Source organism: Micromonospora haikouensis, from assembly GCF_900091595.1.
In the GTDB taxonomy this organism is placed as follows: Bacteria; Actinomycetota; Actinomycetes; order Mycobacteriales; family Micromonosporaceae; genus Micromonospora; species Micromonospora haikouensis.
The window spans coordinates 120,390-140,704 of the sequence record NZ_FMCW01000019.1 but is presented as its reverse complement, the minus strand read 5'-3'; the positions used below and the strand labels follow the sequence as shown (position 1 = coordinate 140,704).

Here is a 20,315-nt window from a genome sequence, read left to right as displayed (position 1 = left end):
GGCGTGAGCCGGATTCCGTGCGAACCCGGTTCGGGAGCGCCGGCGTCGTACCGCGCCTGCCGCAGGGTGCGCGGAGGTCGCGGCTGCGTTGCCGTCGTGCCCCAAATGATGGCAGAGGAGGTGAGCGCGCCCACAGTACGCCCGCCCCGGATTCCGGGCGCTGTCGGGTTTGTGGCTGGTGGGGCCCGCTGTCCCCGGAGGATCGTGAGTGACCGGGGCGGGCCGGACAATTTGTGTGTCGACACGCGGTGGCTCCTGGTGAACTGGCCGTCACTGAGTCAAGCTGATGATGCCGGTCGGGCGTTTCATGGGTTTATGCCCGTTTTGGTCCCTGAGGGATCGCCCGTCCCGCATCGATGATCGACGACGGACGAGGAGTGCGCGTGTCCCAGCCAGGTGAGGGTCCCACCGTGCCGTTGCTCGGCCGGCACCGTGCGGCCGGGGGCAGCTACCGTCGGGTCGTCGGGGCGCACCGCGCCCCCGGCTCCGGTGCCCCCGGGCGCGGATACCTCTTCACGGTCGCCCTGCTCGCCGGCACCGCCTCCATGCCGATCCTCGCCGCCATCAGCACCGGGTCGGCCACCGTGGGCAGCACCGCACTCCCCGACAGCAGCACCCCGTTCATCCCCACGCGTTCCGTCGGGCCGGTGATCGTGCCGGCGACCGGCCAGCCCGCGACCGCCCCCTCGACCCCGCCGGGCACGGCCGCGGCGCCGCAGCCCGAGCTGCCCGGTCCGGGCCTTCCGCCGCCCGCGCCCGCGCCGATCGTGCCGGCCGCCTCCGACCGGTCGGATCCCGAGGCGGTCCACCGCCCGCCGCCCCGGGTGCCTACCCTGCCCCCGCCGCCCACCGTGACCCCGACCCCCACCCCGACGCCGCACCCCTCCCCGGCCCCGGCGCCGACCGGGGAACCCATGCCTCCGACCACGCCGCCGACCGAGCCGACGGCGACCCTCTCCGCCTCGGCCCAGGTGCCGAGCCCGTCGTTGGGCACCGAGCCGACCGCGAGCGCGGAGCCCACCGCCGGCCCCGACCCGACGACGACCGGTGGACCAGTCCCCGAGACCGCTCTCACCGCGCCCCAGGTCGCTCCCCCGGCGTTCCCGACCACTCCTGCGGTGTCCCCGGTCGTGCCCACGGCGGTGCCCAGGCCGCCCACACACCGCCGCCCGGCGTCCACCCCGTCCAGCCACCCCAGCCCGACGCCGCAGACTCCGGCCGTGCCGCCGCAGCCCACCACCGGCTCGCCCGTCGGCCCCGCCGTGGGCGACGACCGCCCACCCGCCACCCGGTGAGGCCGGTCACCGCCGGCCGGCCCGGCCCGCGTGACGATGGCCCGGGCACCCGGCCGAGATCGCAGACCGGCGAGCGACGGCCGGGGCCGCAGGTCGGCGAGCGGCGACCGGGGCCGCCCGGCGGTAAGCGGCGACCGGGGCCGCACGGCGGGGAGCGACAGGGCTGAGCAGACCGGATCGTCCCCCAGCGGAAGAAGAGCGCCTCCACGTCATGCCCGGCCCGGGGCTGCGCGCCGCCCGCCTGATCACCGAGCTGACCGCGCCCGCCGTCCTGGTGACCGTGTTGACCATGCTGGTCGGCTGGTTCGGCGGGAACGGCGGCGCGCACGGGCTGGCCTGGGGGCTGCTTGCCACCGTCTTCGCCAGCGGGATTCCGTTCGCGTACATCGTCGGCGGGGTACGCCGCGGGCGACTCACCGACCACCACGTCGGTGTGCGGGAACAGCGCCGGACGCCGCTGCTCTTCGGGCTCGCCTCGGCGGCGGTCGGCTGGGCCCTGCTCGCCGCGTTCGGTGCCCCCCGCCCGCTGCTGGCGCTGGTGGCGGCCGGCGTGGTGGGGCTCGTGGTGGCGGTGACCGTGAGCCACTGGTGGAAGATGTCGATCCACACGGCCGTGGCCGCCGGCGCGGTGGTGGTGCTGGTGCTCACCTTCGGCCCGCCGCTGTTGGCCGCCGTGCCGGTGCCGGTGCTTGCCGGCTGGTCCCGGGTGCGGTTGCGGGCCCACACCCTGCCCCAGGTGCTGGTCGGCGGGACGGTCGGCGGGCTGGTGGCCGGAGCCGTCTACGGCGCGCTGACCTGAGCGGACCGCCTGCCGGCCCGGCCAGGCCCTTCGACCAGGGCCGGGCCGAGCCGGGTCAGGCGCCGCGGTCGGGGTCGTGCCGGGTCAGGCCCCGTCGTCGGCGAGCCGGTGCCGGTTCGCCTCGATCCAGGCGTCGAGGGCGGCCGGGTCGTCCGGGTCCACCCCGTCGGCCATCAGCTGGGCCACCGCCGCCGTGGCGGGGCTGCGGCGCTCGCCGGTGGAGTAGAGGCGGGCGAACTCGGGGATCATCTCCTCGACGGCCGTGTCGGTACGCTCCGCCGCCGCCTGCGGCAGCCCCTTGCGCCGGGCCGCGTAGGCCGCCCAGCCGCGCAGCACCCGGGGCAGCATCGCGGCGTCGTCCATGTCGAGGACGGCCCGCCGGTGCACCCAGTCGAGCAGGAACAGCTCGGCGACCGTGGGGCTCCAGCGCAGCGCGTCGGCGTCGGGGAAGCTCGCCGCGTGGTCGAGCAGCAGGCTGAGGCAGAAGTGCAGCGAGGCCAGCCCCGCGTCGTCGGACGGGTCGAGGTCGTAGCGGGCGGCCTCGGGCGAGGCGAGGAACGCCCGGACCAGTTCCGTGCGCTGGTCGCCGGAGAGGGGCTCGGCGTCCCGGGTGGCCCCGGCGGTCGGCGGGGGCAGCAGCGCCAGCCGGGCACCGGCCAGCGCCCGGTCGGTGGCGAGGGACCCTTCGGCGGGCAGCTCGCCCAGGTCGTCGGTGACGGCCAGGTGCCGGCCGACCTCGCCGTGCATCCGGGCCGGGTCCTCCTCCCGGAACCACGTCAGCTCGTCGCCGTCGACCATCTCCCGGACCTGCTCGACGATGCGTCCCGCCGGGCCGCCCACGAAGACGTCCTTGGTGATGCCGATGTTGTGGTCGACCAGGGCCACCAGCGCGTGCTCGGGGCCGCCGGCCGCGTCGTCGTAGGCGAACGTGGCGAGGTAGGAGGTCTGGTCGCCGTACACGTCGCCGTAGCTCCAGGTGCCGGTGAGGTGCACCCGCCCGAGGTGCGCGGACCAGGCCGGGGCCTGGGTGCCGGGGTTGACCTTCGCCGCGCCCTCGGCGTCGGGCACCAGGGCGGCGAAGACGGAGCGGATGGTCCTCGCCGCCGCCGTGCGGCGGCGGGAGGTGGCGGCGAGGAAGCCCGTGACGAACTCCCGGACGGCCGCCTCCCGGTCGGTCTCCGCGACCGAGTAGACGCTGCCGAGCAGCGCCGCGCCGAGCATCTCGGCATCGAGAGCGGTGTCGAGCCTGGTCACGTCGCGTGCGGCGTGCAGCACCGCGTCGTAGGGGGTCTGAGGCGTGGCCATGCGTCGACCCTACGCCCGCCGACGGTCCCCGAACAGCGAAGAAAGACGCCGGTCGTCAGCGGCGGGCGGCGTCCCGCAGCGCCTGCCATGCCTGCCCGTGGCGGGCCAGCACCGCCCGCACCGGCTCCACCACGTGCTCCTGCCCGACCGCGCCGACGGCGAGGGTGAGCCGCTTCTCGGCCCGGCCGCGCGCCCGGCGGGCCGCCCACCGCACCACGGGCCTGGTCGACGCGGCCACCAACAGCCCGGCGAGCAGGCCGCCGAGCAGCAGCACGGTGGGCAGCGGTGCCTCACCGACGCGCGGATAGTCCAGGGCGGGCAGGCCGAGCGCGCGCAGCGCGTAGCCGAGCGCGAGCCAGCCGAGGCCGGCCACGGCCGCGAGGGTGACCAGCCACTGCATCCCGCCGACGATCCGCCACCAGGCGGGCCGGTGGTCCAGCCCGAGGTCGGTCTGCGCCACCGCGCGGTCCAGGGCGTCCGGGAGGTCACCGAGCCGGGACCGGGCGGCCGTGGTCACGGCGGTCGCCCACGGGTCGGGCAGGTCGGTGCCGGCGCGGTCGGCCACCGCCCGCACGGCCAGCCCCAGCGCCGAGCGCTGCGCGGCGCTCGGTTCGGGTACGGAGGTCGCGGCGACCGGGCTCTCCGCCGGGTCGACGACGTCGCCGCCGCCGGTGGGCGGGCCGGGCAGGTGCAGTCGGCGCAGCGGGTCGGGGCGCAGCCGCCGCCAGCCGCGCACCAGCGGCCAGCCGGTGCTCGCGGCGGCCCGGTGCCGGTAGGCCCCCTCGACCGCCTCCGCCACCGCCGGCACCCCGGCCGCGCCGGCCAGCGCCCGGGTCAGCCCCGAGGAGGGGCCGGTGTCCGGCACGTCGGTCGGGGGCTCGGCGGCGACCAGTTCCGCCAGCCCGGCGACGACCGTGTCGACGTCGCCGGCGAGGCGGCGCAGGGCGGCCTGCCGCTCGGCGACGGTGCGCTCCAGCGTGGCCCGCAGCTCGGTGATCCCGTTCGGGTCGACGGCGGTGGTGGTCAGCAGCGGCACCCCGCCCAGCTCGTCGGCGTCGAGGAGCCGGCGCAGGTCGGCCAGGACGCGGGGCAGCTCGGCCGGGGGCAGCCGGTCGGCCTGGTTGAGCACGACCAGTGTCACGTCCCGGTGCCGGTGGAACTCGCGCAGGTAGCTGGTGTGGACCACCCGGTCGGCGTACTTCTGCGGGTCGACGACCCAGATCACCAGGTCGACCAGGCCGAGCAGCCGGTCGACCTCCAGCCGGTGCGACCGCTGCACCGAGTCGAAGTCGGGCAGGTCGAGCAGGACGAGCCCGTGCAGGGCCGACTCGTCGTCGCCGTCGAGCGCGCTCTCCCGGACGAACCGGTGCCGGGGCAGCACGCCGGTCCAGTCGAGCAGCCGGGTCGCGCCGTCGAGCGGGCCCCAGACGCAGGCGTGCGCCACGCCGGTGGTGGGGCGGCGCACCCCGACCGGGGACAACTCGAACCGGGCGAGCGCGTTGAACAGGCTCGACTTGCCGCTGCCGGTGGCACCGGCGAGGGCGACGACGGTGTGGTCGCGGGAGAGCGCGAGCCGCGTGCCGGCGCGTTCGACGAGGGTGTGCGCGGGCACGAGCTGGGTGTCCGGGAGCTGGCCGTCGGCCGCCTCGAGGAACCGCCGGACGGCCGCCAGGCGGGCGATCAGCGCGTCCGGGTCGACCCGCTGGTCGCCGCGCAGCGCCTCGCGCACCCGGCCGACGAGGTTCGGGGTCACCGCGTTCCGCCTTCCGGGGCCAGGGCCGGGGGCAGGGCCGCCGCGCCGGCCGCCACGAGGCCGCTGCGGTGCCGGGCCTGCTCGACCTGCTCGGCGGCCGTCCGCAGGGCGTCTCCGGCGTCCGCCGCCGGCCGGGCGGTCGCCGTGCGGGACAGGAACCGGGTGGCTTCGGCGTCGAGCAGCTCGCGGACCCGCGCGAGCAGGTCGCCCCGGGCCTTCGCGGCCAGCGTACGCACGGCCTGGTCGCCGAAGATCGCCTGGAGTACGGCCTGCCCGGCGACCGTGGTGCCGGCCCCCGTGGCGACCTCCAGCCCGGTCGGGATGAACGCGGTCGAGGCGAACACGGCGATCATCACGGCCAGCCCGGTGGCGTTGACCGCGTACGCGGCGGTGCGGGCGACGAACCGCCGGTCGGCGCCCTCGGACCGGACCAGCTCCAGCACCCCGCGCTGCCAGTCGCGGACCAGGCGTTCGGCGCGGTCGGGGAAGTCGGTGCCCGGGTGGGCGAGCGGCGGGTCGAGCAGGGCCGCCCCGGCGGGGTGTGCCCGCCACCCGGTGTAGGCGTTCTCGGCCGCCTCGGCGGCGACCCCGCGCAGCAGCGTGACGAGCTGCGACTCGATGGCGTCGCGCAGCTCGGTGGCGGGGGCGGGCCGGCCGGTCACCGCCGCCAGGAGCCGGTCCCGCAGCCGGCCGATCCGCGCCTCCAGGGTGCGGAAGAACTCGCCGGTGCCGACGAACTCCTGCCAGCGGGCGAGCACCTCGCCGCGCAGCAGCCGGCCGTCGCGCAGCCCCTGCTCCACGGCGCGCTCGGCGCCCTGGTAGGCGGCGACGACCCGGTCGTCGAGGGCGTCGGCGGCGTCCCCCTGCTCGTCGGCGGCGTCGGCCAGGCCCGCGACGGCCGGGACCAGCGCGGCCAGCGCGCCGTCCAGGGTCTGCCGGACGACGGCGGCGCGTGCCCCGGCGTCGGCGGCGAGCCGGGAGAACCAGCCGCCCAGCGGGTCGGTGACCTTGTCGGGCAGCAGGCCCTGGCCGTCGACCCAGGTCTCCGGGAGGACGAACAGGGGTGCCGCGCCGAGGCCCTGCTCGGCCAGCATCTCGGCCAGGTGGGCGGCGACCTCGTCGGTGGCCTCCGCCGGCACCCGGTCGAGCACCATGGCGATCACCACCCCCCGGGCCCGGGCGGTGTGCAGCAGCTCCCAGGGGACCGCGTCGGCGTACCGGGCGGCGGTGGTGACGAAGAGCCAGAGGTCGGCGGCGGCGAGGAGCTGGCCGGCGAGCGCGCGGTTGGCGTCGACCACGGAGTCGATGTCGGGGGCGTCGAGGAAGGCCAGCCCGGCGGGGAGCGCCGGGGCGGTGACGAGCTGGAGGGTGCCCGGATCCTCGCTCGGCTCGTTGGTGCGGGTGAGGCCGGGCAGCAGCTCGCCCTGGCGGAACCAGCCGGAGTCGGCGGGGTTGCAGACGAGCACCGGCGAGCGGGTGGTCGGCCGGAGCACCCCGGCGGCGCTGACCCGGGCCTGGACGAGGCTGTTGACCAGCGTCGACTTGCCGGCGCCGGTGGAGCCGCCGACGACCACGAGCAGCGGCGCGTCGAGCCGGGCGAGCCGGGGCAGGAGATAGTCGTCGAGCTGCGCGGTGAGGCTCGCGCCGATCTGTCGGGCGGCCTCGGCCGAGGGCAGGGCGAGCGGAAACCGGGCCGCGCCGATCGCGGCCCGCAGGGCGGTGAGCGCGGCGGGCAGGTCGTCCCCGGAAGGGCCGGACGGGTCCTCCCCGGCATCCCCCGTGCCGGTACGGGCGGCGACGGCGGGCGAACCGGTTCCGATGGCGGGATCGCCGTGCGTCGTCACCGCTAAAGCGTGCCCGACCAACGCAAGGTAAGACAACCGGGCTCCCCCGAACGCGAGGTTGCGTCGGGTCGGCTCAACTCGACTTGACGATCGCCGTACGCGTGGCACTATTGAGTCAAGTTCACTCAACTTGTGGCGAGCGAGCGGCGGGACAACCCCCGCCACCTGCTCCGACGCGAGAAGCCTCCAACGTAAGAAGCGAGGAAGCGAAGATGGCACGTGCGGTCGGTATCGACCTCGGCACGACGAACTCCTGCGTCAGCGTTCTCGAGGGCGGTGAGCCCACCGTCATCGCGAACGCTGAGGGCTCGCGGACGACCCCGTCGATCGTCGCGTTCGCCCGCAACGGGGAGGTCCTCGTCGGCGAGGTCGCCAAGCGCCAGGCGGTGACGAACCCGGACCGGACCATCCGGTCGGTCAAGCGGGAGATCGGCACCAACTGGACCGTCGACATCGACGGCAAGAAGTACACCCCGCAGGAGATCTCGGCCCGGACGCTGATGAAGCTCAAGCGGGACGCCGAGGCGTACCTGGGCGAGCAGATCACCGACGCGGTGATCACCGTCCCGGCCTACTTCAACGACGGTCAGCGTCAGGCCACCAAGGAGGCCGGCGAGATCGCCGGCTTCAACGTGCTGCGGATCGTGAACGAGCCGACCGCGGCGGCCCTGGCGTACGGGCTGGACAAGGGCTCCAAGGAGCAGACCGTCCTGGTCTTCGACCTCGGCGGCGGCACCTTCGACGTGTCGCTGCTGGAGCTGGCCGAGGGCGTCGTCGAGGTCAAGTCGACCAGCGGCGACAACCAGCTCGGCGGCGACGACTGGGACCAGCGGATCATCGACCACCTGGTGAAGACCTTCCGGGGCGAGCACGGCATCGACCTGGCCCAGGACAAGATGGCCCTCCAGCGGCTGCGCGAGGCGGCCGAGAAGGCCAAGATCGAGCTGTCGGCGGCCACCACCACCAACATCAACCTGCCGTACATCACGGCCGGCTCCGCCGGCCCGCTGCACCTGGACGTGACGCTCAGCCGCGCCGAGTTCCAGCGGATGACGCAGGACCTGCTGGACCGCTGCAAGGGCCCGTTCGAGCAGGCCGTCAAGGACGCCGGGATCAAGGTCGCCGACGTCGACCACGTCATCCTCGTCGGCGGCTCCACCCGGATGCCGGCCGTCACCGACCTGGTCAAGCAGCTCACCGGCCGGGACCCGAACAAGGGCGTCAACCCCGACGAGGTCGTCGCCGTCGGCGCGGCCCTGCAGGCCGGCGTGCTCAAGGGCGAGGTCAAGGACGTCCTGCTGCTCGACGTGACCCCGCTGAGCCTGGGCATCGAGACCAAGGGCGGCATCTTCACCAAGCTCATCGAGCGCAACACCACCATCCCGACCAAGCGCTCCGAGGTCTTCACCACGGCCGACGACAACCAGCCGTCGGTGCTGATCCAGGTGTTCCAGGGCGAGCGGGAGATCGCGGCCTACAACAAGAAGCTCGGCACCTTCGAGCTGACCGGCCTCCCGCCCGCGCCGCGCGGCGTGCCGCAGATCGAGGTCACGTTCGACATCGACGCCAACGGCATCGTGAACGTGCACGCGAAGGACCTGGGCACCGGCAAGGAGCAGAAGATGACGATCACCGGCGGCTCCTCGCTGCCGAAGGACGACATCGAGCGGATGCGCCGCGACGCCGAGGAGCACGCCGACGACGACAAGCGCCGCCGCGAGGAGGCGGAGACCCGCAACGTCGCCGAGGCGCTCCAGTGGCAGACCGAGAAGTTCCTCGCCGAGAGCGGCGACAAGCTGCCGGGCGAGAACCGGGAGCAGCTCAACGAGGCGCTCGGCGAGCTGCGCGGCGCGCTCGGCGGCCAGGACATCGACAAGATCAAGGCGGCCCACGAGAAGCTCGCGCAGGTCTCCCAGCAGGCCGGCTCGCTGCTCTACGCGTCCCAGCAGGCCGAGCAGGGCGAGCAGCCGGGGGCGGCCGGCCCGGGTGCCGGCGCGACCGGTGGCGCCAAGGCCGGCGGCGCCGACGACGTGGTCGACGCGGAGATCGTGGACGAGGACAAGAAGTGACGATCCGCCTCGGACGCGTATCGACGGCCAAGGGATGAGGTAACCGCATGACGGAGAAGCCACGAGCCGCCGACCCGGTGGAGTCCGGGTCGACGCCGGGTGGCTCCGCGACCGCCGAAGAGCAGCCGCGGGTCGTCATCCGTGACAACCGCAAGATCAGTAAGTCCGAGGTGCCCGCCGCGGCCGACGCCGGGGCCGACACCCCGGCGGAGGGCCTGGTCGAGGACGCCGAGATCGTGGTCGACGAGATCGAGGTCGAGGCCGCGTCGGTGGACGGGCCGCCCGTGGTCGACGCCCCGGCGCAGCCGGTCGAGGGCGCTGCGCCGCCCGCCGGCCCGCCGCTCGGCGCGGAGCTGGAGGCGCTGCGGGCCGACCTGGACGAGCGGACCCGAGACCTGCAACGGGTGACGGCGGAGTACGCCAACTACCGCAAGCGGGTGGACCGGGACCGCAGCCTCGTCCAGGAGCAGGCGACCGGTTCGGTGCTCGCCGCACTGCTGCCGATCCTCGACGACCTGGACCGCGCCCGCGAGCACGGCGACCTGGTGGGCCCGTTCGGCACGGTCGCCGAGCAGCTCACCACCGCGCTGGGCAAGTTCGGCCTGTCGGCGTTCGGCGAGCAGGGCGACCCGTTCGACCCGACCCGGCACGAGGCGGTGGCCCACCAGAGGTCCGCCGACGTGACCGAGCCGACCTGCGTGCAGGTCATGCGCCGGGGCTACCAGCTCGGCGAGCGGCTGCTGCGGCCGGCCATGGTCGCGGTCGCCGACCCGGAGTAGTGCCGACCCGTGTCGTCCCGTCCGTCCGCACCGGGCGGACGGGACGTCCGGGGTACGTCCCGTGGAAGGGGGTGGACCGGTGAGTACCAAGGACTGGATCGAGAAGGACTACTACGCCACGCTGGGCGTGCAGAAGTCCGCCTCCTCGGACGAGATCAAGAAGTCGTACCGGAAACGGGCCCGGGAGTCGCACCCGGACCACAACCCGGGCGACTCCGGTGCCGAGGAGCGGTTCAAGGACGTCTCCGAGGCGTACGCGGTGCTCGGCGACGAGGCCAAGCGCCGCGAGTACGACGAGATGCGCTCGCTGTTCGGCTCGGGTCAGTTCCGGCGCAACGCCCGAGGGCCGGGCGGCCCCGGCGGGCAGCCGTTCGACGTGTCCGACCTGTTCGGCGGCGCGGCGGGCGGCGGTGACCGGCGCTTCGGCGGGGCCGGCTTCCAGGACCTGTTCAGCTCGATCTTCTCCGGCGGCGGCGGTGCCGGCGGCCCGGCCCGCGCGCGCGGCCCGGCGAAGGGCCGGGACATCGAGACCGAGGTGGCGCTCGACTTCGGCGACGCGGTACGCGGGGTCACCCTCCCGCTGACCCTGCGCGCGCCGGGGATCTGCGACACGTGCGCCGGCAGCGGGGCGAAGCCGGGCACCTCGCCGGTGACCTGCCAGGTCTGCCACGGTGCCGGGGTGACCACCCGCAACCAGGGGTCGTTCAGCTTCTCCGAGCCGTGCCGCAACTGCCAGGGCGTGGGGACGGTCGTCGAGGAGAAGTGCCCGGAGTGCCACGGCACCGGCGGGGTCACCAAGACCCGCACGCTGAACGTCCGCTTCCCCGCCGGGGTGGCCGACGGCCAGCGGATCCGGCTGAACGGGCGCGGCGAGCCGGGCGAGCGCGGCGGCCCGGCCGGCGACCTGTACGTGCACGTGAAGGTGCGGCCGGACGAGTTGTTCGGGCGTACCGGGGACGACCTGACCCTGACCGTGCCGATCACCTTCCCGGAGGCCGTGCTCGGCACGGACCTTCGGGTGCCCACGCTCGACGGCACGGTGACCCTGCGGGTCCCGCCGGGCACGCCCAGCGGTCGGGTGCTGCGCGCCCGGGGCAAGGGCGTCGTGCGCCGCGACGGAAAGGCCGGTGACCTCCTGGTCACCCTCGACGTGGTGGTCCCGGCCGGGGTGTCCGACGAGGCGCGGGCGGCGCTGGAGGCGTTCGCCGAGCAGACCCCGCCGGCCGCCCGGGAACATCTCGACGCCCGGGTGCGTCGGTTCAGTTGAGCGTGCTGGAGTGCGTGCGGAGGTGAGCGGGGATGGCGGGAGAGCACGTCGGCTCGGGTGACCCTGCCTACGAGGCCAAGGTGCTGATGATCTCGGTCGCGGCGCGGATGGCGGGGATGCACCCCCAGACCCTGCGCCAGTACGACCGGCTCGGCCTGGTGCAGGCCGGCCGGGCGGCCGGCGGCGGGCGCCGCTACAGCGTCCGGGACGTGGTGTTGCTGCGCGAGGTGCAGCGGCTCAGCCAGGACGAGGGGGTCAACCTCGCCGGGGTCAAGCGGATCATCGGCCTGGAACGCCTGCTGGAGCAGGCCCAGCAGCGGATCGCGCGGCTGGAGGCCGAGCTGGACGCCGCGTACCGGCGGGTGGCGGAGTTGGAGTCCCTCGCCCGGTTCCCGGGCAGCGACCTGGTGCCGACCAACCGCACCTCCACCGCCCTGGTGGTCTGGCGTCCCCGGCGCGACCGCTGACCCGCCGCTCACCCCGCCGGAGCATCGTCGGCCCGGTCCGCTTCCCGGAACCCCGGCGCGGGCCGGGCCGGCTCCACTAACCTGCGAATCAGGCCGGCCCGCACGATCCGGGCCCACCGCGCTGGCGAGGGGGAGCCATGTCGGAACAGGCCAAGAAGGTGGCGCAGCAGGCGGAGGAGCGGCTCGACCGGGTCGCCAAGTCCGCCCGGCAGCGGTTCGACAAGATCACCGAGGGCCGGTTCACGGACAAGGTCCGGGAGGGCCGGTTCGCCGACCGGGGCGACCACGGCACCGACCGGGGCCGGGCCGACCAGGGCTCCGGGCAGGCCGACCGGCGCTCCGGGCAGGATGCGCGGGACGCGCGCGGCGGGCGGGACCAGCGCGGCGAGGGGCGCGGCGGGACGGCCGCCTGAGGCGGCCCCGGCGTCAGCCGATGCGGCGGTTCTCGCGGACCAGGCCGCCCTCGCACCAGTCCCGGTAGACGAACAGGTGGGGGCGCGCCAGCAGCACGCGGCTGTTGTGCGCCCACGTCCGCATCATCTCGTCGCCGGTCCGCTCCGACTGCTCGACCAGCTTGCGGAAGCGGCGCTTCGGGTGGGCGCGGAAGTTCGTCCGGATGCCGTCGGCGGCATAGATGTAGAGGCAGTGCAGCGCGAACCGGCGGGCCGGGCAGGCCGGGTCCATCGCCAACTCGAAGAGCGTCTGCACCAGGTGGTCCCCGGAGACCAGCAGGTCCCAGTCCGGCGGCATCGACGTCAACGGCACCGAATCGGGGTGGTACGCCCACGCCCGCAACTCCGCCGGGGACGGGTCGACGGGGTTGGCGAAGCCGTGGAACGTCGAGTCCTGCACGCTCACCGGCCAACCTTCCGCTCGCGCCCGAGGGCGACCGACCGGCCTCCCACGGACCCTTGCTGCTGGGGCGAAACGGTAACCCGGTCCGCCGACCAGGGGGAAGGGGCTCCCAGCACAATTCGGCATCCGATGGACGCGGGGCGGGGCCGGCCGTACGGCCGGCCCCGCCCCGGCGGGCGAAACTGAGTGTCGACTCAGTCAGTGGTGACCAGCGGCTCGGCGCGTTGGGCGACGGCCCGCTGGCGCAGCCACACCTTGAACCAGGCGAAGTCGGGCAGCCGTGCCAGCATCGGCCCGGTCACCACCGTGATCAGCACGTACGCGGTGGCCAACGCGGCCAGCTTCGGCTCGACGCTGCCGGCGGCCACGGCGAGCCCGGCGATGACGATGGAGAACTCGCCGCGCGGGACCAGGGCCAGCCCGGCCCGCCACCGGCCGGGTTCCTTGATCCCCACCCGTCGGGCGGCCAGGTATCCGGTCAGCGTCTTCGTCCCCATCGTGACCACGGCCAGCGCGAGCGCCGGCAGCAGCACGGGCGGGATGTCCCGGGGGTCGGTGACCAGGCCGAAGAAGACGAAGAACACCGCGGCGAACAGGTCCCGCAGCGGGGAGAGCATCTCGGTGGCGTGGTGCGCCACGGGGCCGGACAGCGCGATGCCGACGAGGAACGCGCCGACCGCCGCCGACACCTGGAGCTTCGCCGCGATGCCGGCGACCAGCAGGGTGAGCCCGAGCACGCCGAGCAGCAGCGCCTCCGGGTCCTTCGCCGACAGGGCGGAGGAGATCAGGTGGCCGTACCGGATCGCCACCACCAGCACCAGCACGACGGTGCCGACGGCGACGCCGAGCGCGATGCCGCCGCCGAGCAGGCCGGTGCCGGCCAGCACGGCGGTGAGCAGCGGCAGGTAGAGCGCCATCGCCAGGTCCTCGATGACCAGCACCGACAGGACCACCGGGGTCTCCCGGTTACCGAGCCGGCCCAGGTCGGCCAGCACCTTGGCGATCACGCCGGAGGAGGAGACCCAGGTGATGCCGGCCAGCACGATCGCGGCCACCCAGTCCCAGCCGAGCAGGAAGGCGAAGGCCGCGCCGGGCAGCGCGTTGAACACGCCGTCGATCAGGCCGGCGGGGGCCGCCGAGCGCAGGTTGCCGACCAGTTCGCCGGCCGAGTATTCCAGGCCGAGCATGACCAGCAGCAGGATCACGCCGATCTCCGCCCCGACGGCGAAGAACTCCTCGCTGGCGGTCAGCGGCAGCACGCCGCCGTGGCCGAAGACGAGCCCGGCGAGCAGGTAGAGGGGAATGGGGGAGAGGCCGATCCGCCGCCCGAGCCGCCCCAGCAGCCCGAGCAGGAACAGCAGCGCACCGACCTCGATGAGCAATATCGTGGTTTCCTCGTGCATCCGCGCCTCAGCCGTCCGGGTCGCTGTCGGCGAGGATGGCGGTCACGCCGTCGAGCCCCTTGCGGGTGCCGACCACGACCACCACGTCACCGGCGTCGAAGCGGAAGGCCGGGTCGGGCGAGACGATCACCTCGCCCTGGCGCAGCACCGCGACGATCGAGGCGCTGGTCCGGGTGCGGGCCTTCGTGTCGCCGAGCCGCCGGTGGACGTACTTGGAGCCGGCCGGGATGGCGATCTGCTCGGTGAGCAGCCCGGCCGCCTGCTCGCGCAGCCCGGAGAGCTGGCCGAGCATCAGCGACGCGCCGAGGATGTCCGCGAGCGCCTCCGCCTCGTCGTCTGTCAGCGGTATGTCGTGCTGGCAGGAATCGGGATCATCGGGGTCATAGAGGACAAGGTCACGGCGGCCATTGCGGTGGGAAACCACACCGAGCCGGCGTCCGGATTCCGTCAACAGGTCGTGACGCATTCCGATCCCGGGTAGGGCAGTCTGTTCGACACGTACTCGCACGGCGTCAGGCTACCGGTTGGGGGGTAGGCCGATGACTCGTCGGTTCGGCCGCAGAATGGTCGCGCTGCTGCTCGCGCCCCTGCTGACCGGCTGTTCGATCGGCGACGTCCGTCGCCCGCCGCCGGACCGCACCGCGCCGTCGCCCCGACCGACCGTGATCGAGCCGTCGCCGTCGCCCCCGGCCCTCGCCGTCGAGTTGCGCGACGTCCGGGTCCCGGTCGGCAAGGGGTACGAGCGCCCGTACGTCGAGTTCGTCACCGCCGAGCAGGCGTACGCCCTCTTCTCCACCTGCCCGGCCCGGACGGCGCGGGAGTGCCCGGCGGTGCTCTACGCCACGGTCGACGGCGGCCGCTCCTGGCGGCGGCTCACCCACCCCCGCCCGGTCGCCGAGAACCAGCAGCTCTACGCCGCCCCGGGCGTGCTGAGACTGCTCGCCGAGCCGCACGGCTACTACACCTCCACCGACGGCGGGCGCACCTTCGCGCACACGAACGGGGACCAGGAGCCCGTCGCCTGGCGGGCCGCCCAGGGCCGGTTCCAGATCGACTACCCCACCGGTCGGGTGGTCCGCTGGGCGGGGCTGCGGGCGACACCCCTGCCCGCCAAGCCGCCCGTGCCGGCGCCGCACGGCGTCGTCGAGGCCCGCGGCCTGCTGGTGGTGGCCGGCGTCGACGGCGGGAAGCCGTACGCGGCGGTCTCGACGGACCGGGGGCGCACCTGGCAGTCGACCCCCGTGCCGGTGCCCGACGGCGAGGTCGGGGTGCTGCGGCCGATGGTCGGGCCGGACGGCGAGGCGCGGCTGGTCGGCTGGCCGCCGGACCGGAGCGGCTTCCCGGCGCTCTGGCGGTATCTGGGCCGGTGGGTGGCGGTGCCCGCCGCGGGGCATCCCGCGCGGGCGGACTCCGTGGTGCCGCTGACCACCGGCCGGTTCGCCGTCAACGGCCCGGACGGCGCGGGCGTGGTGGCCGACGGACGGTACGACCGGCTCGACTGGCCGGTCGCCCCCAAGCACTACCTGACCCTGCTGGCCGACGGCACGCTGGTGGGCCGTGCCCCCGACGAGGTGTTGCTGGCCACCGGGCCGGTCGGCAACCGCCGCTGGGTGCGCGTGGTGCTGGCCCCGGCCTGACCGGCCGCGCCGCCCCGCGCCCGCCGCCCGGCCGACTCTTGAGTGACGCAGGTCACAGTCGCAAGGTTGAGCGGAATAGGCTCAACTCTGGTTGTGTCCTTCCTAGTGGACACGCCGATCCGGGGGAGCCCATGAACACGGAACGTCTCACCACCAAGAGCCGCGAAACCATCACCGGTGCCGTCGCGCTGGCGAACCAGCGCGGTCACGCCACCGTGGAGCCCTGGCACCTGCTGCTGTCGCTGCTGGACACCGAGGGGTCGACCGCCGCCGGCCTGCTGCGCGCCGCCGGGGCCGACCCCGCCGAGCTGCGCCGGGCCGCCCAGCGCGCCGTCGACGCCCTGCCGGCCGCCCGGGGCTCCAGCATCGCCGAGCCCACGCTGGCCCGCGAGTTCGTCAACGCCATCGGCGCCGCCGAGCAGATCGCCCGGCCGCTCGGCGACGAGTACACCTCGACCGAGCACCTGCTCGCCGGCCTGGCCCGGGTGGGCGGCGCGGTCGCCACCGCGCTGCGCAACGCCGGCGCGACCGAGGAGAGCCTGGTCGCCGCCTTCCCGACCGTCCGGGGCGGGGACCGGCGGGTCACCACCGCCGACCCGGAGCAGACCTACCAGGCGCTGGCCAAGTACGGCGTCGACCTGACCGCCAGCGCCCGCGACGGCAAGATCGACCCCGTGATCGGCCGGGACTCCGAGATCCGCCGGGTCATCCAGGTGCTGTCCCGGCGTACCAAGAACAACCCGGTGCTGATCGGCGAGCCCGGCGTCGGCAAGACCGCGATCGTCGAGGGCCTCGCCCAGCGGATCGTGGCCGGCGACGTGCCCGAGTCGCTGCGTGACAAGAAGCTGGTCTCCCTCGACCTCGGCGCGATGGTGGCCGGCGCACAATACCGGGGCCAGTTCGAGGAGCGCCTCAAGTCCGTGCTGGAGGAGATCAAGAACTCCAACGGCCAGGTCATCACCTTCCTCGATGAGCTGCACACCGTCGTCGGCGCGGGCAAGGGCGAGGGCTCGATGGACGCCGGCAACATGCTCAAGCCGATGCTCGCGCGCGGCGAGCTGCGGATGGTCGGCGCGACCACCCTCGACGAATACCGCGAGCACATCGAGAAGGACCCGGCCCTGGAGCGCCGCTTCCAGCCGGTGCTGGTCGGCGAGCCGACCATCGAGGACACCATCGGCATCCTGCGCGGGCTCAAGGAACGCTACGAGGTGCACCACGGCGTACGCATCACCGACGCCGCGCTGGTCGCCGCCGCCGCCCTCTCCGACCGCTACATCACCGACCGGTTCCTGCCGGACAAGGCGATCGACCTGGTCGACGAGTCCGCGTCCCGGCTGCGCATGGAGATCGACTCCCGGCCGGTCGAGGTCGACGAGATCGAGCGGGCCGTGCGCCGGCTGGAGATCGAGGAGATGGCGCTGGCCAAGGAGCCCGACGCCGCCTCCGCCGAGCGCCTCGACCGGCTGCGCAAGGAGCTGGCCGACAAGCGCGAGCAGCTCACCGCCCTCTCCGAGCGCTGGCAGACCGAGAAGAGCCACATCACCAAGCTCTCCACCGCCAAGGAGGAGTTGGAGCGGCTCGGCGGCGAGGCCGAGCGGGCCGAGCGCGACGGCGAGCTGGAACGGGCCGCCGAGCTGCGCTACGGGCGCATCCCCGCCCTCAAGGCCGACCTGGCGAAGGCCGAGGAGGAGCTGGCCCGGCTCCAGGCCGACGGCGCGATGCTCAAGGAGGAGGTCGGCGCGGACGACATCGCCGCCGTGGTCGCCTCCTGGACGGGCATCCCCGCCGGCCGGCTCCTCGAAGGCGAGACCGCCAAGCTGCTGCGGATGGAGGAGTCGCTGGGCGCGCGCGTGGTCGGCCAGGCCGAGGCCGTCTCGGCCGTCTCCGACGCGGTGCGCCGCGCCCGGGCCGGGGTCGCCGACCCGGACCGCCCCACCGGCAGCTTCCTCTTCCTCGGCCCGACCGGCGTCGGCAAGACCGAGCTGGCCAAGGCGCTCGCCGAGTTCCTCTTCGACGACGAGCGGGCCATGGTCCGCATCGACATGAGCGAGTACGGCGAGAAGCACTCCGTCGCCCGGCTCGTCGGTGCCCCGCCCGGCTACGTCGGCTACGAGGAGGGCGGCCAGCTCACCGAGGCGGTGCGCCGCCGGCCGTACTCGGTGATCCTGCTCGACGAGGTCGAGAAGGCCCACCCCGACGTCTTCGACGTGCTGCTCCAGGTGCTCGACGACGGTCGGCTCACCGACGGCCAGGGGCGCACGGTGGACTTCCGCAACGCGATCCTGATCCTCACCTCCAACCTCGGGTCGTCGGTGATCAGCGACCTGACGCTGGCCGAGGAGCAGCGCCGGGAGGGCGTCCTCGCGGTGGTCCGGTCGCACTTCAAGCCGGAGTTCCTCAACCGGCTCGACGACATCGTGGTCTTCGCCGCGCTGCTGGGCGACGACCTGCGGGCCATCGTCGACATCCAGCTGATGCGGATGCGGAAGCGACTCGCCGACCGCCGGCTGACGCTGGACGTCAGCGAGGCCGCCCGGGGGTGGCTCGCCGAGCACGGGTACGACCCGATCTACGGTGCCCGCCCGCTGCGCCGGCTGGTGCAGTCGGCCATCGGCGACCAGCTCGCCCGGGCGCTGCTCTCCGGCGCGATCCGCGACGGCGACACGGTCCAGGTCGACCTGGCCGACGGCAAGGACGGGCTGACGGTCGCCGCGGCCTGACCCGCTGGCGTGAATGTTAATAGGGGCCCCCTGTACAACGTTTTGCGTTAACAGGGGGCCCTTCCTTTCGAGGGGGTTGAGGATGGGCGATCGGCTCGATGCGGCCGTGCGGGAGCTGGCGGGCACCGACACCCTCGCCTTCGGCGGGGTCGGCTTCGCCGGCACGGTGCTGCCGGAGACCGAGGCGTACTTCGAGGTCGAGCGGCAGCTCGACGCGCACCCGGAGCGGGCCCGGCGGAAGGTCGACTGGCTGCTGGCGCACGGCTCGCCGGCCGGCCGGGCGTACGCGGCGACCCTGCTGGGGCGGGTCGACCCGGCCGCCGCCCGCGCCGCCTGGGAGGCGCTGCGCGGCTCCGAGGCCGAGTTCGTCACCTTCGCCGGCTGCCTCATGGGCCGGACCAAGCTGGGCGAGTACGCGAACACGCAGCTCAACCGACCTGAGGACGGTTCGTAACTGAGTCATTACTCAACTCTGCTCGGGTTTCGCCACGTGCGCGGGGTTGTTACCGTCTCCGCCGACGCGACTGGGGGAGGCGATCGGGTTGAACGGTTCGGTGGCGTATCTGGTGACGGCGGCGGGCTGCCTCATCGCGGTGGCCGGTGTCGTCGTCGCCGTGGTGGCGATGCAACGTTCCCGTAGGCGCACGGGCGGGCGGCCCGGCCCGGTGGACCCGTTCCGGGACCGCGACGCCGACGCGCTGCGGGGCGACCCGCGCCGGCTGAGCCCCGGCGACATCGTCGAGATCCGCGGCACCTCGTACGGGGTGCGCGGCTCGGTGCTGCTCAGGGAGGGCAGCTGGACCTGGTCGGAGCACCTGCTCGACGACGCGGCCGGTGGCCAGCTCTGGCTCTCCGTCGAGGAGGACCCTGACGTGATCATGGTGCTCTGGACGACCGATCCGGCGCTCACCATCACCCCGGGCGCGCCGAGCATCGACCTCGACGGTCACCGGTACGTCAGCAAGGAGGCCGGGCACGCGCGGTTCAACGCCACCGGCAGCACGGGCCTCGACCCGTCCGGCGCGATGCGCTACCACGACTACCGGGGCCCGGGGAAGCTGCGGCTCTCCTTCGAGGCGTACGGCAACGCCGCGTGGGAGGTGGCCCGGGGCGACGAGCTGCACCGCTCCGACGTGATGATCTACCCGCAGTCCGGCCCGGCGAAGGTGAGCTGACCCCGTGCTGGTCACCCTCGACGCCCCGTACGTCGACACCAGCGCCGCCGACCTCAGCCTCGCCCTCGGCGACGGCGAACGCCCCGCGCTGCACGTGCTCGACCTCGACCTGCCCGCCGGGATCCGGCTGCGGCTGCGGCTGCTCGGCGCGTCACACCAGGTGGTGCTGCGCGCGGCCGGCATCGAGCTGACCGAGACCGTCGCCTGCCTCCCCGGCCGCCCGCCCGAGCTGCCCGCGACCCGGCTGGACGAGGCGAACGGCTACCGGTTCACCGCCACCGTGCTGCGCCCGGCCGGGGCGGAGCTGAGCACCCGGGTCGCCGCGCTCCGCGCCGAGTTGGCCGGCGACCCGTACGCGCTGGTCGGGGTGTTCCCCGGCGACGCCGACGCGGTGACCGCCCTCGCCGTGCGCGCCGACCCGCCGGACGGGGCGGTCGGCTGGCGCACCTGGCACGCGTACCCCCAGACCAACGAGCTGGTCCTGACCGAGACGGTGGTGGCGCTGTGACGTACCGACGCTGGTTCGTGGTGGGAGCGGCGGTCGCCGTGGTCGGCGCGCTGCTCGCCGCCTTCGCGATCTTCTACGGCAACTTCTCCCCGCGCGGCTACGTGCAGGACCGGTACAACCGGGCGGCCAGCCGCGACATCGGCCGGGACGCCGTGGCGTACACCTCGACGAAGACGCCCAGCCAGGTCGCCAAGGAGGTCACCGACGCCTGGCAGCCGGCCGACCAGTACGTCGACGGCAGCGGCGTCTACCTGCGCTACGACGACGACTCGGTGGTGATCCTGCCGATCGCCGCCGGCTCGGTGATCCTGCTCGAACGCCTCACCACCGCCTACCCCCGTTACCACTCGACCGTCGGGTCGCACTGGGGCTGGGGACGCGGCAGCACCGTCCGGGGCGGCGGCCCCGGCGCCGGCAAGTAGCCCGACGAACGCCC

19 protein-coding genes are annotated in these 20,315 nt (G+C 74.4%); 13 read left to right on the top strand and 6 right to left on the bottom strand.

Annotated elements, in window-relative coordinates:
• Window positions 1-383: 383 nt before the first annotated feature.
• Both GA0070558_RS20350 and GA0070558_RS20345 read left to right on the top strand, forming a co-directional pair.
• On the top strand, window positions 384-1,295 hold the full coding sequence (locus tag GA0070558_RS20350; RefSeq protein WP_141722270.1) for a hypothetical protein: 912 nt from the start codon (window positions 384-386) through the stop codon (window positions 1,293-1,295).
• 211 nt (window positions 1,296-1,506) lie between these two features.
• Window positions 1,507-2,094: a phosphatase PAP2 family protein gene (locus tag GA0070558_RS20345; protein ID WP_141722269.1), complete on the top strand. Its 588-nt coding sequence runs from the start codon at window positions 1,507-1,509 to the stop codon at window positions 2,092-2,094.
• Between the two features lie 84 nt (window positions 2,095-2,178).
• Here the strand turns inward: GA0070558_RS20345 and GA0070558_RS20340 are convergent, their stop codons facing one another.
• Genes GA0070558_RS20340 through GA0070558_RS20330 form a run of 3 tightly spaced genes read right to left on the bottom strand, consistent with a single transcriptional unit; the run spans window position 2,179 to window position 6,996 of the window.
• Entirely contained in the window at window positions 2,179-3,399 is a 1,221-nt protein-coding gene (locus GA0070558_RS20340) for a hypothetical protein (protein WP_077935464.1), read from the bottom strand.
• 55 nt (window positions 3,400-3,454) lie between these two features.
• Window positions 3,455-5,152: a GTPase gene (locus tag GA0070558_RS20335; RefSeq protein ID WP_077935465.1), complete on the bottom strand. Its 1,698-nt coding sequence runs from the start codon at window positions 5,150-5,152 to the stop codon at window positions 3,455-3,457.
• Window positions 5,149-6,996 carry a GTPase domain-containing protein gene (locus GA0070558_RS20330; protein ID WP_091282650.1) on the bottom strand — a complete coding sequence of 616 codons (1,848 nt, stop codon included), beginning with the start codon at window positions 6,994-6,996 and terminating at the stop codon, window positions 5,149-5,151. The genes GA0070558_RS20335 and GA0070558_RS20330 overlap by 4 nt, the downstream gene beginning before the upstream one ends.
• Before the next feature lie 212 nt (window positions 6,997-7,208).
• Between GA0070558_RS20330 and dnaK the strand changes: the two genes are divergently transcribed.
• The 5 genes from dnaK to GA0070558_RS20305 all read left to right on the top strand — a co-directional run bounded on the left by dnaK (window position 7,209) and on the right by GA0070558_RS20305 (window position 11,991).
• Window positions 7,209-9,065, top strand: a complete 1,857-nt coding sequence (gene dnaK, locus GA0070558_RS20325; protein ID WP_077935467.1) for a molecular chaperone DnaK — start codon at window positions 7,209-7,211, stop codon at window positions 9,063-9,065.
• Window positions 9,066-9,112: 47 nt separating this feature from the next.
• Complete coding sequence (grpE, locus tag GA0070558_RS20320; protein ID WP_091282647.1) at window positions 9,113-9,844, top strand: nucleotide exchange factor GrpE; 732 nt, start codon at window positions 9,113-9,115, stop codon at window positions 9,842-9,844.
• Window positions 9,845-9,923: 79 nt separating this feature from the next.
• Window positions 9,924-11,111 carry a molecular chaperone DnaJ gene (dnaJ, locus tag GA0070558_RS20315; RefSeq protein ID WP_091282643.1) on the top strand — a complete coding sequence of 396 codons (1,188 nt, stop codon included), beginning with the start codon at window positions 9,924-9,926 and terminating at the stop codon, window positions 11,109-11,111.
• 32 nt (window positions 11,112-11,143) lie between these two features.
• Complete coding sequence (locus tag GA0070558_RS20310; protein WP_043961133.1) at window positions 11,144-11,578, top strand: heat shock protein transcriptional repressor HspR; 435 nt, start codon at window positions 11,144-11,146, stop codon at window positions 11,576-11,578.
• Between the two features lie 137 nt (window positions 11,579-11,715).
• Window positions 11,716-11,991 (top strand): hypothetical protein, encoded by a 276-nt coding sequence (locus GA0070558_RS20305; RefSeq protein WP_077935469.1) that lies wholly within the window; start codon window positions 11,716-11,718, stop codon window positions 11,989-11,991.
• A gap of 13 nt (window positions 11,992-12,004) precedes the next feature.
• Here GA0070558_RS20305 and GA0070558_RS20300 read toward each other — a convergent pair whose 3' ends face one another.
• The 3 genes from GA0070558_RS20300 to GA0070558_RS20290 all read right to left on the bottom strand — a co-directional run bounded on the left by GA0070558_RS20300 (window position 12,005) and on the right by GA0070558_RS20290 (window position 14,344).
• Window positions 12,005-12,436, bottom strand: coding sequence for a hypothetical protein (locus tag GA0070558_RS20300; RefSeq protein ID WP_074475634.1), 432 nt, complete (start codon window positions 12,434-12,436; stop codon window positions 12,005-12,007).
• Between the two features lie 191 nt (window positions 12,437-12,627).
• The gene (locus GA0070558_RS20295) at window positions 12,628-13,836 is read right to left on the bottom strand and encodes a cation:proton antiporter (RefSeq protein ID WP_043961138.1); all 1,209 of its coding nucleotides are present in this window, start codon (window positions 13,834-13,836) and stop codon (window positions 12,628-12,630) included.
• Window positions 13,837-13,843: 7 nt separating this feature from the next.
• Window positions 13,844-14,344, bottom strand: coding sequence for a cation:proton antiporter regulatory subunit (locus tag GA0070558_RS20290; RefSeq protein WP_043961139.1), 501 nt, complete (start codon window positions 14,342-14,344; stop codon window positions 13,844-13,846).
• Window positions 14,345-14,375: 31 nt separating this feature from the next.
• On the opposite strand from GA0070558_RS20290, the gene GA0070558_RS20285 reads away from it, so the two are divergent.
• The 6 genes from GA0070558_RS20285 (at window position 14,376) to GA0070558_RS20260 (ending at window position 20,301) form a co-directional block, all read left to right on the top strand.
• The gene (locus tag GA0070558_RS20285; RefSeq protein WP_141722268.1) at window positions 14,376-15,473 is read left to right on the top strand and encodes a hypothetical protein; all 1,098 of its coding nucleotides are present in this window, start codon (window positions 14,376-14,378) and stop codon (window positions 15,471-15,473) included.
• 131 nt (window positions 15,474-15,604) lie between these two features.
• Window positions 15,605-18,196 (top strand): ATP-dependent chaperone ClpB, encoded by a 2,592-nt coding sequence (clpB, locus tag GA0070558_RS20280; RefSeq protein WP_091282638.1) that lies wholly within the window; start codon window positions 15,605-15,607, stop codon window positions 18,194-18,196.
• A gap of 82 nt (window positions 18,197-18,278) precedes the next feature.
• On the top strand, window positions 18,279-18,650 hold the full coding sequence (locus tag GA0070558_RS20275) for a hypothetical protein (RefSeq protein ID WP_091282635.1): 372 nt from the start codon (window positions 18,279-18,281) through the stop codon (window positions 18,648-18,650).
• Window positions 18,651-18,738: 88 nt separating this feature from the next.
• Entirely contained in the window at window positions 18,739-19,371 is a 633-nt protein-coding gene (locus GA0070558_RS20270) for a DUF4178 domain-containing protein (RefSeq protein ID WP_091282632.1), read from the top strand.
• Window positions 19,372-19,375: 4 nt separating this feature from the next.
• Window positions 19,376-19,879, top strand: coding sequence for a DUF2617 family protein (locus GA0070558_RS20265; protein WP_091282628.1), 504 nt, complete (start codon window positions 19,376-19,378; stop codon window positions 19,877-19,879).
• The gene (locus GA0070558_RS20260; protein WP_091282625.1) at window positions 19,876-20,301 is read left to right on the top strand and encodes a DUF4247 domain-containing protein; all 426 of its coding nucleotides are present in this window, start codon (window positions 19,876-19,878) and stop codon (window positions 20,299-20,301) included. Before GA0070558_RS20265 ends, GA0070558_RS20260 begins: the two co-directional genes overlap by 4 nt.
• Window positions 20,302-20,315: the final 14 nt, after the last annotated feature.

What these genes read in the sequence shown, in the direction of transcription:
- GA0070558_RS20345 (WP_141722269.1), top strand. Translation starts at nt 1,507, where the DNA reads ATGCCCGGCCCGGGGCTGCGCGCCGCCCGCCTGATCACCGAGCTGACC.
- GA0070558_RS20340 (WP_077935464.1), bottom strand. Translation starts at nt 3,399, where the DNA reads ATGGCCACGCCTCAGACCCCCTACGACGCGGTGCTGCACGCCGCACGC.
- dnaK (WP_077935467.1), top strand. Translation starts at nt 7,209, where the DNA reads ATGGCACGTGCGGTCGGTATCGACCTCGGCACGACGAACTCCTGCGTC.
- grpE (WP_091282647.1), top strand. Translation starts at nt 9,113, where the DNA reads ATGACGGAGAAGCCACGAGCCGCCGACCCGGTGGAGTCCGGGTCGACG.
- GA0070558_RS20310 (WP_043961133.1), top strand. Translation starts at nt 11,144, where the DNA reads ATGGCGGGAGAGCACGTCGGCTCGGGTGACCCTGCCTACGAGGCCAAG.
- GA0070558_RS20305 (WP_077935469.1), top strand. Translation starts at nt 11,716, where the DNA reads ATGTCGGAACAGGCCAAGAAGGTGGCGCAGCAGGCGGAGGAGCGGCTC.
- GA0070558_RS20295 (WP_043961138.1), bottom strand. Translation starts at nt 13,836, where the DNA reads ATGCACGAGGAAACCACGATATTGCTCATCGAGGTCGGTGCGCTGCTG.
- GA0070558_RS20285 (WP_141722268.1), top strand. Translation starts at nt 14,376, where the DNA reads ATGACTCGTCGGTTCGGCCGCAGAATGGTCGCGCTGCTGCTCGCGCCC.
- clpB (WP_091282638.1), top strand. Translation starts at nt 15,605, where the DNA reads ATGAACACGGAACGTCTCACCACCAAGAGCCGCGAAACCATCACCGGT.
- GA0070558_RS20275 (WP_091282635.1), top strand. Translation starts at nt 18,279, where the DNA reads ATGGGCGATCGGCTCGATGCGGCCGTGCGGGAGCTGGCGGGCACCGAC.